Raw genomic sequence first — 13,901 nt, forward strand, 5'->3', positions numbered from 1 at the left:
GCGTGCGCGGGAAGCGCTTTCTTCCTGTGCAGGGTCGTGCCGGGTCGTGCTGAGGTGCGTGGGTGGTGCCGTCGTGCGTGGGTGGCGCGTGGGTTCAGCCCGCGTACGGGTCCTGCACCTTGCCCGGACGGGCCAGGAACTCGAAGTCGCAGCCGGTGTCGGCCTGCGTGATCTGCTCGTTGTAGAGCGCGCCGTAACCGCGCTCGTACCGGGTGGGCGGCGGTGTCCAGTCCGCCCTGCGCCGCTGAAGCTCCTCGTCGTCCACGTGGAGGTGGAGGGTGCGCGCCTCGACGTCCAGGGTGATGGAGTCGCCGGTGCGGACGAGGGCGAGCGGTCCGCCCACGTACGATTCGGGCGCGACGTGCAGCACACAGGCGCCGTAACTCGTACCGCTCATGCGGGCGTCGGAGATGCGGACCATGTCCCGGACGCCCTGCTTGAGCAGGTAGTCGGGCAGGGGCAGCATCCCGTACTCGGGCATGCCCGGGCCGCCCTTGGGACCGGCGTTGCGGAGCACGAGCACGTGGTCGGGGGTGATGCCGAGCGACGGGTCGTTGATGGTGCGCTGCATCGTCTTGTAGTCGTCGAAGACGACGGCGGGTCCGGTGTGCTTGAGCAGGTGCTGCTCGGCGGAGATGTGCTTGATGACGGCGCCGTCCGGGCAGAGGTTGCCGCGCAGCACGGCGACCCCGCCCTCGGCGGCGACCGGGTTGTCCCGCATCCTGATGACGTCATCGTTGTGCACCTGCGCGCCGGCGATCTGCTCCCGCAGCGTGTCGTGCGAGACCGTAGGCCGGTCCAGGTGGAGCAGGTCCGTGATCCGGGAGAGGAACCCGGGCAGGCCGCCCGCGAAGTGGAAGTCCTCCATCAGGTACGTCTGTCCGCCGGGCCGTACGTTGGCCAGCACCGGGACCGTGCGGGCGATGCGGTCGAAGTCGTCGAGGGTGAGCCGGACGCCCGCGCGGCCGGCCATGGCGATCAGGTGGATCACGGCGTTGGTGGAGCCGCCGAGGCCGAGCACGGTCGTCACGGCGTCGTGGAAGGCGTCGGCGGTGAGGATGTCGCTCAGCTTCCGGTCCTGGTGGACCAAGTCGACGATCGTCATGCCCGCCCTGGCGCCCATCCGGTCGTGCCCGGAGTCGACGGCCGGGATGCTGGAGGCGCCGGGGACCGTGACGCCGATGGCCTCGGCGGCGGCGGTCAGGGTGGAGGCCGTGCCCATCGTCATGCAGTGGCCGGGCGAGCGGGCGAGGCCGCTCTCCAGCTCCTGCATCTCGCAGTCGCCGATGACACCGGCCCGCTTGTCGTCCCAGTACTTCCACATGTCGGTGCCGGAACCGAGCACCTCGTTGCGCCAGTGGCCCGGCAGCATGGGCCCGGCCGGCACGAACACCGCCGGCAGGTCCGCGCTCGCCGCGCCCATGAGCAGGGCGGGCGTGGACTTGTCGCAGCCGCCCATCAGGACGGCCCCGTCGACCGGGTACGACCGCAGCAGCTCCTCGGTCTCCATGGCGAGCATGTTGCGGTAGAGCATGGGGGTCGGCTTCTGGAAGGTCTCGCTCAGGGTCGACACCGGGAACTCCAGCGGGAAACCGCCCGCCTGCCAGACACCGCGCTTGACCGCCTGGGCGCGGTCCCTGAGGTGCACGTGGCAGGGGTTGATGTCCGACCAGGTGTTGAGGATCGCGATGACGGGCTTGCCGAGGTGCTCCTCGGGCAGGTAGCCGAGCTGGCGGGTACGGGCGCGGTGGCTGAAGGTACGCAGCCCTTCGGTGCCGTACCACTGGTGACTGCGCAGGTCCTCCGGACGCTTCTTCGGTGTGCTCATATCGACCACCCGGCGGCGATGGCGGCGACCTCGGCGCGCTCGCCCTCGGGCAGCGGCCTGCTCGGCGGGCGGACCTCGCGGCGGCACAGCCCGAGGGAGGCGAGGGCCTCCTTGACGACGGTGACGTTGTCGGCGGAGCCGTTCGCGGCGCGCAGCTCCTCGAAGCGGCGGATCTGCTCCCAGACCTTCATGGCGGCCGGGTAGTCGCCGGAGCGCAGCGCCTCGATCATGTTCAGGGAGACGGCCGGGGCGACGTTGACGAGCCCGGAGGTGAAGCCGGTGGCGCCCGCGGAGAAGTAGGAGGGCGCATAGGGCTCGGCGAGGCCGGCCACCCACACGAACCGTTCCAGCCCGGCGTCCCGGGCGAAGGCGGCGAACCTGGCGGCGTCCGGGACGGCGTACTTCACGCCGATGACGTTCGGGCAGGCGTCGGCGAGTTCCGCGAGGCGGGCGCCGGTGAGCTGTGCGTTGCGGATGTACGGCACGACGCCCAGCTCGGGCACGGCCTCGGCGACGGCCCGGTGGTAGTCGACCCAGCCGGCCTGCGAGACGTACGGGTGGACGGGCTGGTGAACCATCACCATCCGGGCGCCGAGGTCACGGGCGTGCCGGGCGGAGGCGATGGCGGTCGGGATGTCGTGCCCGACGCCGACCAGGACGACGGCCCGCTCCCCGGCCTCGTCGATCGTCAACTCCGTGACGAGCCGCCGCTCTTCGGGGGTCAGGGCGTAGAACTCGCCGGTGTTGCCGTTCGGGGTGAGGGTCGTGATGCCGCCGTCGAGCAGGCGGCGCAGCAGGGCCCGGTAGGTGTCCTGCTCGACGGAGCCGTCCTCGGCGAACGGTGTCACCGGGATCGCCACCACATCGGCCAGGGCGGCCCGCTGGGTCTCGAACGCCACGCTGCTCATTCCTGACCTTCCTGTTCCAGTTCCGCCTGGGGGAAAGCGCGCTGCACGAAGGACGCGATGTGGGAGTGCAGGGCGCGGGCCGCGCCGTCGGCGTCGCCGTCGAGGGCGAGCCGGAGGATCTCGCGGTGCTCGCCGGCCTCCCGCTCCCAGGAGGGCGAGGCGGCCCACGCGACGGCGGAGACGAGGGCGGCCTGGTCGCGGACCTCGTCGAGCATCCGGCCGAGCAGCGGGTTCCCGCACGGCAGGTACAGGGCGCGGTGGAACTCCCGGTTGGCCAGGGAGCGTTCGGCGGTGTCGGTGGCGGCGTCGGCCCTGGTCAGCGCGGACCGGGCGGCCTCCAGGGAAGCCCCGCGGTGCACGGCCCGCTTCAGCGCCTCGGGCTCCAGCAGCAGCCGCACGTCGTAGACCTCGCGCGCCATGTCCGCGTCCACCATGCGCACCGTGACGCCCTTGTACTGGTTCATCACGACCAGTCCGGTCCCGGCGAGCGTCTTGAGCGCCTCGCGCACCGGGGTCTTCGACACCCCGAACTGCGCGGCGAGCTCGGTCTCGACCAGCGCCTGGCCCGGCGTCAACTGCCCGGTGAGGATGCGGTGTTTGATCCCCTCCAGCACGTACTGCGTGCGGGAGGGGATCGGCGTGGGCACAGAGGTCATGCGCGCCTCTCGGATCTCGCGTCCCTGGGGATCGCGTATCGGATCTCGCGTATCGCGTCTCATATATGACGTACGAAGTACGACGCGATGACGTTAAGAGGGCGCGTTTGTTTCGTCAATGCTTCTGACGAAGGAAGTAGCAATCGCTTTCTACGGCCTGGGCTTCCAGCCTTCTACGGCCTGGAGTTCCAGCCTTCTACGGCCTGGGCTTCCACCCCGGATCCCGCCCGCTCAGCCCCACCGCCCGGTCCAGCAGGGGCGCGTCCGGCCCGACGGGGACGACGGGGCCGAAGATCTCGCCCCGGCTGGGGTCGTCGACCGACGCGGCGAGGAAGGCGTGGCAGGTCTGGAGCGCGGCCTGGTCGGGGGCGTACGCCTGGCCGGTCGCGCGGGCCAGGTCCCAGCCGTGGATCACCAGCTCGTCGGTGGCGACGAGCCCCGCGATCTCGCCGGGCAGGTCGACGCCTCCGGCCCGGGTCATGCCGGTCCAGGCGGCCGGGTCGCGCCAGGCCTCGGCCAGTTCGGCGAGGACCTTGGGGAACTCCTCGCGCCAGCCGGGCCCGATGTCCGGGAGCGCGGAGCCCGGGCTGGTGTCGGTCGTGGCGCCCAGGTCCTTGCGGCCGGCATCACGGAAGGCGACGGTCAGCCCGACCAGGTGGCCCAGCAGGTTGCGCACCGCGTACTCCGGGCAGGGCGTCGGGTCCGCCAGTTGCGCGTCGGTGACGCCTTCGGCCAGTCGCGCCAGGACCGCCGTCTGCGGCCCGAGGTCGAGGGTCGGGGTGGTATCGGTCATCCGCTGTTCCTCCTGATGTGGTTCCTGGGAGGTAGACCGACGGCGACCGCGGAACTCATCGCCCTGCCGCCCGTTTTCTACGGCATTTTCCCGATCCCCGCTCACGGGCCTTAGAGCCACGATGACCAGGCATGACGAGCAGAACGACCTGGCCCGTGGTGCGTGTCCTGCGCGACCGCGACGCCGGGCTCTGCCTCTCCGGCGTGGTGGTCTCCGGCTTCGGCACCTCGGCCCTGTGGCTGGCGTCCGGGGTGTGGGTCAAGGACCTCACCGGCTCGGACGGCTTGGCCGCGCTGTGCGTGCTCGCCCTGTGGCTGCCGGTCCTGGCCGGTCCGTGGCTGGGCACCCTCGCCGACCGGGTCCGCCGCAAACCGCTGCTGATCTGCGTGAACCTGCTGCTGGGCGCCCTCCTGCTCGCCCTCGTGGCCGTCGACGCCCCGGGTGATCTCTGGCTGCTCTACGCCGTGCTGTTCGTATACGGCGCGGCGGGCGTCGTCCACGACGCGGCCGAGTCGGCACTGGTCGCGACCGCCGTCGACCCGTCCCTGCTCGGCGACTTCAACGGCCTGCGCATGACGGCCAACGAGGGCATGAAGCTCCTGGCCCCGACGGCGGGCGCCGGCCTGTACGCGACGTACGGCGGTGCGAGCGTCGCCCTCCTGGACGCGGCGACGTTCGTCCTGACCACGGGCGTGTACGCGGTGCTGCGGGTACGGGAGGAGAAGCCGGCGCCGCCCACCGGCAGCCGCCGGGGACGGACCGCCGAGGGCGCCCGCCACCTGTGGGCGCACCCCGTGCTGCGCCCCCTGGTTCTGGCGGGTGGCGCCACCATGCTGTGCGCCGGTCTGAACGGGGCGATGCTCTACGCCGTCGTCGACGACCTCGGCCGCTCCCCCGCGTACGCCGGTGTGCTGTACGCCGTGCAGGGCGCCGGGTCGGTCGCGGTCGGACTGCTCTCCGGGACCGCCCTGCGCCACCTGGGCGAACGGCGCTTCGCGGCGTTCGGCATCGCCCTGCTGGCTCTCGCGGTGGCCCTGCGGGCGGTGCCGTCGGACGCGGTGGCTCTCGCGTGCGGCGCGGCGATCGGCGCGGGGTTGCCCGCCGTGCTGATCGCCACGCTGACGTCCGTGCAGCGCGAGACGCCGGATGCGCTGCTGGGCCGGGTCACCGCCACCGCCAACACTCTCGTGTACGCACCGAACGTGGTCGGGCTGGCCGCCGGGGCGGCCCTGGTCGAGCTGGTGAGTCACCGGCCGGTGCTGGTGGCCCTGGGCGTGGTCCTGCTGGTGACGGCGGCCCTGCTGGTTCAGAACCCGGCGAGAGCGGAGCGGACCGTCTCCAGGTCGCCGTCGGACGCCAACCCGGCGTGATAGAGCCGCAGTTCGGTGGCGCCGAGCCGCCGTGCCTCGGCCGCGTCGGCGGCGAGCGTGCCGGGGCTGCCGCCCATGCCGGAGACGACGGTGAAGTTGGCGGCGATGACCGCGCCCTCCTTGCCCTGCCGGGCGAACGGCGTCAGGGTGCCGGTGCCGCCCGCGCAGGGCACGACCACCCCGTCGGCGACGGACAGGATGTGCGCCGGGTCGACCCCGGGGTTGGCACCGACGTGGTAGGACACCGGATCGGCGTGCAGCAGGACCTGGAAGCCGTCGGGTGCGGCCGCCCGGACCGCCGCCACGGCCTCCTCCTGGAGCGTGCGGGCGGTCGCGTCGCGGTACGCGCGCGTGGTGTTCGCGAGCGTCTCGCCGAGGAGCTTCTCGACGCCCGTCCAGCCTCCGTCGGAGGGCGTCACCCCCTGCCACACCGGCTCCAGCGCGGTCCGTACGGCGGCGGCCAGCTCGTCGGCGTCCAGGCCGTGCCGGCCGTAGCCCTCCCGGCAGGCCGGGCAGAAGCACAGCGCCATCAGGTACTGCCCGGCGTCGCCGAGGCCGACGCCGCCGGTCTTGTCGTGGGCGTGCAGGTGCTGGAGGCCGTACCAGCCGAGGGACTCCAGCTCGGTCCCGCGCGCCCCGGGCCGTACGGCCGCCTCCGCCGCCAGGTCGGTCAGGTACGCGCGCGTGGCGGGCTGCGCGATGCACGGCGCCCAGGGGTAGCGGTCGCCGTAGGCGTTGACGACCGAGGTGCCCGGGTGCTCGGCGCCCAGGCGGGAGTTGTGCGCGAGGACGACCCAGGTGTGCACCTCCAGGCCGGCGTCCGCGAGCGCGGCGGCGGCCTCGCCGAAGGCGTCCCCGGATGCCCAGTCACCGGCCGCGTAGGGGCGCAGCTCCCGCCCGTTCCAGCGGTCGCCCGCCGGGTACAGCACGGCGGCGTGTTCGGCGGTGACGATGCGGTGGCGCGGGTGGCGGGGCGTGAGCGCGCGCGTGGAGTGGTAGGCGGCGGCGAGCGTCACCTGTGCCACGCCGAGCGCGGCGATCCGCGCGGGTGCCTCCGGATCCCCGTTGACGTCCCAGGGGTAGACGAATGCCGACGCCTTCACTTGGCCTCCTCAAGCAGCGCGTAGCCACGCTCGATCACTTCGGCGAGCTGCTTGACATGATCCTCGGTCGGCTCGTGCAGCGGGGGCCGCACCTCCCCCACGTCCAGTCCGCGCAGCCGTACGCCGGCCTTGACGAGGGCGACGGCGTAGCCGCGGCCCTGGGCGCGCAGTTCGACGAAGGGGCGGTAGAAGCCGTCCAGCAGCTTCTCCACCACGCTGTCGTCGCCGCTGCGGAGCGCCTGGTGGAAGGCGAGGGCGATCTCGGGCGCGAAGCAGAACACGGCGGACGAGTAGAGCGTGACACCGAGGGCGCGGTAAGCGAGCTGGGTCTGCTCGGCGGTCGGCAGACCGTTGAAGTAGAGGAAGTCGCCGGGGCCCTCGGAGCGTACGGCGCTGACGACGCGCTGCATGAGGTCGAGGTCGCCGAGCCCGTCCTTGAGGCCGATGATCCCGTCCGTGCGGGCCAGTTCGACGACGGTCTCCGGGGTGAAGACCGCGTTGTCGCGCTGGTAGACGACGACGGGCAGCGAGGTCGCGGCGGCGATCTCCCGGTAGTGCCGCAGCAGCCCTTCCTGCCCGGCGACGACGAGGTAGGGCGGCATGGCGAGCAGCCCGTCCGCCCCGGCCGCCTCGGCGAGGCGGGCGTAGCGCACGGCGAGCGCGGTGCCGTAGCCGGCGCCCGCGACGACCGGCACCCGCCCCTCGGCGGCCTCGACGGCCGCCCGGACGCACTCCTCGAACTCCTCGGGCGTCAGCGCGTGGAACTCGCCGGTGCCGCAGCAGGCGAACACGGCGGCCGCTCCGGCCTCGACCCCGCGGCGCACGTGCGTGCGGTAGGTGTCGAGATCCACGGAGCCGTCGGGGCCGTAGGCGGTGACCGGGAAGAACAGCGGTCCGCTGGGGATGTTGAGTCGAGCGGCGAGAGGGGCTGACGTCACGAGCTCTCCCGGTTCCATATTCATGATTGCCGTCTATATTTCTGAACGACCCCACGCTAAGGCGCCGCCTCGACGCCGGTCAAGCGCGCGAACCCGCCACGCACCAGCGGATTCGCTCTTTCCGCGGCATACTTGACGGGTTCCGCTCCAGATCCTTAGCGTGTCCACGAATATGAATGCCGTGCGCCCATATGCACGGTGGAGATTCAAGGAGACCGAGGATGCCCGCTCCCCGCACCGTCCTGCTCACCGGCGCCGCCGGCGGCCTCGGCACCTTGATGCGGGGCCTGCTCCCGGACTACGGCTACGAGCTGCGCCTGCTCGACATGCGGCCGATCGAGGGCGCTCCGGACGCGATCACCGCCGACCTCTCCGACCAGGACGCCGTGCGCGAGGCGGTCCGCGGCGTCGACGCGATCATCCACCTCGCGGGCATCTCCCTGGAAGCGCCCTTCGAGAAGATCCTCAAGGCGAACATCGAGGGCACCTACCACCTGTACGAGGCCGCCCGCGAGGAGGGCGTCGGCCGGATCGTCTTCGCCTCCTCCAACCACGCCGTCGGCTACACCCCTCGCCCCCAGGGCGACGACCCCCTGATCCCGGTCGACACCCCCCGCCGCCCGGACACCTTCTACGGCCTGTCCAAGTGCTTCGGCGAGGACCTCGCGCAGCTCTACTGGGACAAGCACGGCCTGGAGACGGTCTCGGTGCGGATCGGCTCCTGCTTCCCCGAGCCGACCAGCGTGCGCATGCTCTCGGTGTGGATGAGCCCCGCCGACGGCGCCCGCCTCTTCCACGCGGCCCTGACCGCCGAGCACGTCGGCCACACCGTCGTCCACGGCTCCTCCGCGAACACCCGGCTGTGGTGGGACCTCACCACCGCCCGGGCGCTCGGCTACGAGCCGCAGGACGACTCCGAGCCGTGGGCCGAGAAGCTCATCGCCGAGCAGGGCGAGCTGGACCCGGAGAACGAGGCGCACGCCTACCTCGGCGGCCACTTCGTGACCGACCCGCCGATCTGGCCGTACTGACCGGAAAGAGTCGTCGCGAGAGGGCGGGCGGGCACCGAACGGGCCCGCCCGCCCCCGTATTCGGGCACCATCGCTGCCCGCTCTCACGCCCCGGTCGTCGCCGACGCAGGTCCGCGACGGTCCCGCCCCACGTCGAACGGGCACAAGCGGGCAGTATCGAACCCGCAACAGACCTGGTCAGTGCCGCATCCCCGCTGTAGAAATTCCCCCACGGGTCCCACCGGGCCCGAACGGGCAGCAGAAGCGGAAGGCAGGTGTCGGCATGAGCACGAGGACGGCGGAAGAACGCCAGCGCGAGATCGTGCTGGCCGCGCGGCGCGCCGGCTCCGTCGACGTCACCGCCCTCGCCGCCGAACTCGGCGTGGCCAAGGAAACCGTACGGCGGGACCTGCGCGTCCTGGAGGATCACGGCCTGCTCCGCCGCACCCATGGCGGCGCCTATCCCGTGGAGAGCGCCGGCTTCGAGACGACGCTCGCCTTCCGCGCCACCAGCCACGTCCCCGAGAAGCGCCGCATCGCGACCGCTGCCGCCGAACTGCTCGGCGACGCCGAGACCGTCTTCGTCGACGAGGGCTTCACCCCCCAGCTCATCGCCGAGGCACTCCCCCGGGACCGGCCGCTGACCGTGGTCACCGCGTCCCTGCCGGTCGCCGGCGCCCTTGCCGAGACCGACAGCGTGTCCGTGCTGCTGCTCGGCGGCCGGGTCCGCTCCGGCACCCTCGCCACCGTCGACCACTGGACGACGAAGATGCTGGCCGGTTTCGTCGTCGACCTGGCGTACATCGGCGCCAACGGCATCTCCCGCGAACACGGCCTCACCACCCCCGACCCGGCCGTCAGCGAGGTCAAGACCCAGGCGGTGCGGGCCGCCCGCCGCACGGTCTTCGCGGGCGTGCACACCAAGTTCGGAGCGGTCAGCTTCTGCCGGTTCGCCGAGGTCGGCGCGCTGGAGACGATCGTGACGAGCACGCTCCTCCCGGCGGCCGAGGCCCACCGCTACTCACTGCTCGGCCCACAGGTCATCCGCGTCTGACCCACCGGTCCCCGTCCCCGCAGGGCTCAGCCACGTCCTGCCATGCCCCTTATCTCCCCATAATTCAGGAGCGATCCATGCGAACCCAGAGCCGACGACGGCCACCGCGAGCCACGCTCGCCATGGCCGCCGCAGGGACGCTGCTCGCCCCGCTGCTCTCCGGCTGCTGGGTCGGGGCGGGCGGGGCCGGATCCGGCGGCGACGCCATCAACGTCCTGATGGTCAACAACCCCCAGATGGTCGAGCTCCAGAAGCTCACCCGCACCCACTTCACCGAAGAGACCGGCATCAAGGTCAACTTCACCGTCCTGCCCGAGAACGACGTCCGCGACAAGATCAGCCAGGACTTCGCCAACCAGGCCGGCCAGTACGACGTCGCCACGCTGTCCAACTACGAGATACCGATCTACGCCCGCAACGGCTGGCTGCACGAGATGAACGGCTATGTGGCCAAGGACCCGGCCTACGACGAGCAGGACATCCTGAAGCCGATGCGCCAGTCCCTCACCGGGGACGACGGCAAGCTCTACGGCCAGCCCTTCTACGGCGAGTCGTCGTTCCTGATGTACCGCAAGGACGTGTTCGAGAAGAAGGGCCTGACGATGCCCGCGCGCCCCACCTGGCAGCAGGTGGCGGACCTCGCGGCGAAGGCGGACGGCACGGAACCGGGCATGAAGGGCATCTGCCTGCGCGGCCTGCCCGGCTGGGGCGAGGTGATGGCCCCCCTGACCACCGTCGTGAACACCTTCGGCGGCACCTGGTTCGACAAGAACTGGAAGGCGCGGCTCGACTCCCCCGCCTTCGAGAAGGCGACGAAGTTCTATGTCGACCTGGTCCGCGAGCACGGCGAGTCCGGCGCCGCCCAGGCCGGCTTCGCCGAGTGCCTGAACAACATGACCCAGGGCAAGGTCGCCATGTGGTACGACGCCACCTCCGCGGCCGGATCCCTGGAGGCGGCGAAATCCCCGGTCAAGGGCAAGGTCGGCTACGCCCCCGCCCCCGTCGAGAAGACCGAGTCCGCCGGCTGGCTCTACACCTGGGCCTGGGGCATCCAGAAGGCCTCCCGCAACTCCGACGACGCCTGGAAGTTCGTCTCCTGGGCGTCCGGCAAGGAGTACGAGCAGCTGGTCGGCGACCGGATCGGCTGGTCCGACGTCCCGGCCGGCAAGCGGGCGTCGACGTACGCCAACGCCGACTACCGCAAGGAGGCCGCCGCCTTCCAGGAGATGACCAAGGAGGCCATCGAGGGGGCCCGGCCCAATGATCCCGGGGTGCAGCCACGGCCCGCGCCCGGCATCCAGTTCGTCGGCATCCCCGAGTTCACCGACCTCGGCACCAAGGTCTCGCGGGAGATCAGCGCGGCCATCGCCGGACGCCAGTCCGTCGAGTCGGCCCTGAAGAAGTCGCAGGCGCTCGCCGAGAAGATCTCCGAGGAGTACGAGGGACGATGACCGCCACGACAACGGCCCCCGTGGCCGCTCCCGAGACACGCACCCCGGTCCGCCGGCCCTCCGCCCGCTTGCGCGGCTGGGCCACCCGCGCCCCGCTGCTCCCCGCCCTGATCTTCATGATCGTCGTCACCCAGCTGCCCTTCGTGGCCACGCTGGTGATCTCCTTCTTCGACTGGAACTCCCTCTATCCCGACGCCCGGCACTTCACGGGCCTCGACAACTACCAAGAGGTCCTCACCGACGCGGACCTGCGCCAGTCGGTGTGGACGACCGTCCTGCTGACGGTGGCGGTGGTCCTGGCCAGCCTGGTGCTGGGCCTCGTCCTGGCGCTGCTGCTGGACCGGAAGTTCCGCGGCCGGGGCATCGTGCGGACGCTGCTGATCGCGCCCTTCCTGGTGGTACCGGTCGCGGCGGCCCTGCTCTGGAAGCATGTGCTCTACAACCCCGAATACGGCCTGTTCAACGGGTTGTTGCACTATGTGGGCGGCCCACAGCCCGACTGGATCTCGAACACCCCGCTGCTCGCGGTCGAAGCGTCGCTCGTCTGGCAGTGGACGCCGTTCATGATGCTGATCCTGCTGGCCGGCCTCCAGAGCCGCGACCACCAGCAGATCGAGGCGGCCCGGGTCGACGGCGCGAGCGACTGGCAGATCTTCGTCCACCTGACGCTCCCGCATCTGCGCCGCTACCTCGAACTGGGCGCCCTGCTGGGCTCGATCTACATCGTCCAGAACTTCGACGCGGTCTTCACGATCACGTCCGGCGGCCTGGGCACCGCCAACCTCCCCTACACCGTCTACCAGAGCTTCTACCAGGCCCACGAGAACGGCCTCGCCTCGGCCGCGGGCGTCCTGGTGGTCATCGGCTCGATCATCATCGCGACCTTCGCCCTGCGCGTGGTGTCGTCCCTGTTCCGCGAGGAGGTGTCCGGCGCATGAGCACGACCGCCCTGCGTGTGAGCCGTGTCCGAGGCAAGGGTGCGGGCCTGGGCCTGCTGGCCTGGCTGCTCGGCATCGCGTTCTTCCTGCCCATCGCGTGGATGGCGCTGACGTCCTTCCACTCCGAGCAGGACGCGGCGACCAACCCGCCGTCCTTCGCGGCGTCCCTGACCCTGGACGGCTACCGCGAGTTCTTCGGCGCGGGCGGCGGCGCGAGCCCTTGGCCGGCGCTGATCAACTCCACGGTCGCGTCCGTGGCCTCGACCCTGCTGGTCCTGCTGCTGGCCTTCCCGGCGGCGTACGCGCTGTCGATCAACCGCGTCCGCAAGTGGACGGACGTCCTGTTCTTCTTCCTCTCCACGAAGATGCTGCCGGCGGTGGCGGGCCTGCTCCCGATCTACCTCTTCGCCAAGAACGCCGGGATGCTCGACAACATCTGGCTGCTGGTCATCCTCTACACCTCCATGAACCTGCCGATCGCGGTGTGGATGATGCAGTCGTTCCTCGCCGAGATCCCGGTCGCGGTCATCGAGGCGGCCCGGGTGGACGGGGCGCGGCTGCCGACGGTCCTCGCACGCGTGGTGGCCCCGATCGCCCTGCCCGGCATCGCGGCGACCGCCCTGATCTGCTTCATCTTCAGCTGGAACGAACTGCTCTTCGCGCGAGTGCTGACCGGCGTGGTCGCCGAGACCGCCCCCGTCTTCCTGACCGGCTTCATCACCAGCCAGGGCCTGTTCCTGGCGAAGGTGTGCGCCGCGTCGCTCGTCATCTCCCTGCCGGTGCTCGCCGCGGGGTTCGCCGCCCAGGACAAGCTGGTCCAGGGCCTGTCGTTGGGAGCCGTCAAATGAAGGCCGCCGTCATCGAGTCCGTGGGCAGGGCCGTCGTCGCCGAGGTCCCGGACCCGACGCCAGGGCCGCGCGAGGTCGTCGTCGAGGTCGCGGCCTGCGGGCTGTGCGGCACGGACCTGCACATCCTCCAGGGCGAGTTCGCCCCCAAGCTGCCGATCGTGCCCGGGCACGAGTTCGCGGGCGAGGTGGTCGGGGTCGGCACCCAGGTCACGGAGCTGTCGGTCGGCGACCGGGTGGCGGTGGACCCGTCCCTGTACTGCTACGAGTGCCGCTACTGCCGCACCGGCCACAACAACCTCTGCGAACGCTGGGCGGCGATCGGCGTCACGACGGCGGGCGGGGCCGCGAAGTACGCCCTCGCCCCCGTGGCGAACTGTGTGAAGCTCCCCGACCACGTCCGCACGCAGGACGCGGCCCTGGTGGAGCCCCTGTCCTGCGCGGTACGCGGCTACGACGTGCTCCGGTCCCGTCTCGGCGCGCACGTCCTGATCTACGGCTCCGGCACGATGGGCCTGATGATGCTGGAGCTGGCCAAGCGCACGGGCGCGGCGAGCGTGGACGTCGTCGACGTGAACCCGGCCCGCCTGGAGACGGCCCGCCGCCTCGGCGTCTCGGCTGCGGCCGCGGGCCCGGACGAACTCGACCGTCCGCAGGGCTGGGACCTGGTCGTCGACGCCACGGGCAACGCGGCGGCGATCCAGGACGGCCTGGACCGGGTGGCGAAGGCCGGCACGTTCCTCCAGTTCGGCGTGGCCGACTACGCGACCCGCGTGACGATCGACCCGTACCGCATCTACAACCAGGAGATCACCATCACCGGCTCGATGGCGGTGCTGCACAGCTTCGAGCGCGCGGCCGAGCTGTTCGCGAACGGCGTCCTGGACCCCGACGTCTTCATCAGCGACCGGATCCCGCTGGAGCGGTACCCGCAGGCGCTGGAGCAGTTCGCGTCAGGGGTCGGCCGCAAGATCGTGGTCGTGCCATAGGGAACGGACCGCTGCGGC

Annotated in this window: 13 protein-coding genes; 7 read left to right on the top strand and 6 right to left on the bottom strand. The window is 71.4% G+C overall.

Annotation, left to right across the window (positions count from 1 at the left end; translation table 11 throughout):
- Positions 1-94 precede the first annotated feature (94 nt).
- From araD to QC385_RS41960, 4 genes are all read right to left on the bottom strand, one after another.
- Positions 95-1,828, bottom strand: coding sequence for an L-arabinonate dehydratase (araD, locus tag QC385_RS41945; RefSeq protein WP_279546670.1), 1,734 nt, complete (start codon positions 1,826-1,828; stop codon positions 95-97).
- Positions 1,825-2,736, bottom strand: a complete 912-nt coding sequence (locus QC385_RS41950) for a dihydrodipicolinate synthase family protein (RefSeq protein WP_279546671.1) — start codon at positions 2,734-2,736, stop codon at positions 1,825-1,827. Before QC385_RS41950 ends, araD begins: the two co-directional genes overlap by 4 nt.
- Complete coding sequence (locus tag QC385_RS41955; RefSeq protein WP_279546672.1) at positions 2,733-3,392, bottom strand: GntR family transcriptional regulator; 660 nt, start codon at positions 3,390-3,392, stop codon at positions 2,733-2,735. The genes QC385_RS41950 and QC385_RS41955 overlap by 4 nt, the downstream gene beginning before the upstream one ends.
- A gap of 196 nt (positions 3,393-3,588) precedes the next feature.
- Entirely contained in the window at positions 3,589-4,185 is a 597-nt protein-coding gene (locus QC385_RS41960; protein ID WP_279546673.1) for a TIGR03086 family metal-binding protein, read from the bottom strand.
- A gap of 131 nt (positions 4,186-4,316) precedes the next feature.
- Between QC385_RS41960 and QC385_RS41965 the strand changes: the two genes are divergently transcribed.
- On the top strand, positions 4,317-5,555 hold the full coding sequence (locus QC385_RS41965; RefSeq protein WP_279546674.1) for an MFS transporter: 1,239 nt from the start codon (positions 4,317-4,319) through the stop codon (positions 5,553-5,555).
- Here the strand turns inward: QC385_RS41965 and QC385_RS41970 are convergent.
- Together QC385_RS41970 and QC385_RS41975 are read right to left on the bottom strand one after the other, a co-directional pair.
- Positions 5,492-6,658 carry a hypothetical protein gene (locus tag QC385_RS41970; protein ID WP_279546675.1) on the bottom strand — a complete coding sequence of 389 codons (1,167 nt, stop codon included), beginning with the start codon at positions 6,656-6,658 and terminating at the stop codon, positions 5,492-5,494. The two genes, QC385_RS41965 and QC385_RS41970, sit on opposite strands and share 64 nt — an antisense overlap.
- A complete protein-coding gene (locus QC385_RS41975; RefSeq protein ID WP_279546676.1) occupies positions 6,655-7,596 on the bottom strand; it encodes a 5-dehydro-4-deoxyglucarate dehydratase in 942 nt (313 codons plus the stop codon). The genes QC385_RS41970 and QC385_RS41975 overlap by 4 nt, the downstream gene beginning before the upstream one ends.
- 221 nt (positions 7,597-7,817) lie before the next feature.
- Here QC385_RS41975 and QC385_RS41980 point away from each other — a divergent pair, with 221 nt between their 5' ends.
- The 6 genes from QC385_RS41980 (at position 7,818) to QC385_RS42005 (ending at position 13,883) form a co-directional block, all read left to right on the top strand.
- A complete protein-coding gene (locus QC385_RS41980; protein WP_279546677.1) occupies positions 7,818-8,627 on the top strand; it encodes an NAD-dependent epimerase/dehydratase family protein in 810 nt (269 codons plus the stop codon).
- A gap of 262 nt (positions 8,628-8,889) precedes the next feature.
- Positions 8,890-9,660 (top strand): DeoR/GlpR family DNA-binding transcription regulator, encoded by a 771-nt coding sequence (locus tag QC385_RS41985; protein ID WP_150480153.1) that lies wholly within the window; start codon positions 8,890-8,892, stop codon positions 9,658-9,660.
- A 77-nt stretch (positions 9,661-9,737) separates the two neighbouring features.
- Positions 9,738-11,111 carry an ABC transporter substrate-binding protein gene (locus QC385_RS41990; RefSeq protein WP_279546678.1) on the top strand — a complete coding sequence of 458 codons (1,374 nt, stop codon included), beginning with the start codon at positions 9,738-9,740 and terminating at the stop codon, positions 11,109-11,111.
- Positions 11,108-12,049, top strand: a complete 942-nt coding sequence (locus QC385_RS41995; protein WP_279546679.1) for a carbohydrate ABC transporter permease — start codon at positions 11,108-11,110, stop codon at positions 12,047-12,049. The genes QC385_RS41990 and QC385_RS41995 overlap by 4 nt, the downstream gene beginning before the upstream one ends.
- Positions 12,046-12,897, top strand: coding sequence for a carbohydrate ABC transporter permease (locus tag QC385_RS42000; RefSeq protein WP_279546680.1), 852 nt, complete (start codon positions 12,046-12,048; stop codon positions 12,895-12,897). Before QC385_RS41995 ends, QC385_RS42000 begins: the two co-directional genes overlap by 4 nt.
- A complete protein-coding gene (locus tag QC385_RS42005) occupies positions 12,894-13,883 on the top strand; it encodes a zinc-dependent alcohol dehydrogenase family protein (RefSeq protein ID WP_279546681.1) in 990 nt (329 codons plus the stop codon). Before QC385_RS42000 ends, QC385_RS42005 begins: the two co-directional genes overlap by 4 nt.
- Positions 13,884-13,901 lie beyond the last annotated feature (18 nt).

It is taken from the genome of Streptomyces sp. DH10 (assembly GCF_029813805.1).
GTDB classification, from domain to species: Bacteria; Actinomycetota; Actinomycetes; order Streptomycetales; family Streptomycetaceae; genus Streptomyces; species Streptomyces coeruleofuscus.

Coding starts and splice junctions, on each gene's coding strand:
- araD (WP_279546670.1), bottom strand. CDS start 1,828: ATGAGCACACCGAAGAAGCGTCCGGAGGACCTGCGCAGTCACCAGTGG.
- QC385_RS41950 (WP_279546671.1), bottom strand. CDS start 2,736: ATGAGCAGCGTGGCGTTCGAGACCCAGCGGGCCGCCCTGGCCGATGTG.
- QC385_RS41955 (WP_279546672.1), bottom strand. CDS start 3,392: ATGACCTCTGTGCCCACGCCGATCCCCTCCCGCACGCAGTACGTGCTG.
- QC385_RS41960 (WP_279546673.1), bottom strand. CDS start 4,185: ATGACCGATACCACCCCGACCCTCGACCTCGGGCCGCAGACGGCGGTC.
- QC385_RS41965 (WP_279546674.1), top strand. CDS start 4,317: ATGACGAGCAGAACGACCTGGCCCGTGGTGCGTGTCCTGCGCGACCGC.
- QC385_RS41980 (WP_279546677.1), top strand. CDS start 7,818: ATGCCCGCTCCCCGCACCGTCCTGCTCACCGGCGCCGCCGGCGGCCTC.
- QC385_RS41985 (WP_150480153.1), top strand. CDS start 8,890: ATGAGCACGAGGACGGCGGAAGAACGCCAGCGCGAGATCGTGCTGGCC.
- QC385_RS41990 (WP_279546678.1), top strand. CDS start 9,738: ATGCGAACCCAGAGCCGACGACGGCCACCGCGAGCCACGCTCGCCATG.
- QC385_RS41995 (WP_279546679.1), top strand. CDS start 11,108: ATGACCGCCACGACAACGGCCCCCGTGGCCGCTCCCGAGACACGCACC.
- QC385_RS42000 (WP_279546680.1), top strand. CDS start 12,046: ATGAGCACGACCGCCCTGCGTGTGAGCCGTGTCCGAGGCAAGGGTGCG.
- QC385_RS42005 (WP_279546681.1), top strand. CDS start 12,894: ATGAAGGCCGCCGTCATCGAGTCCGTGGGCAGGGCCGTCGTCGCCGAG.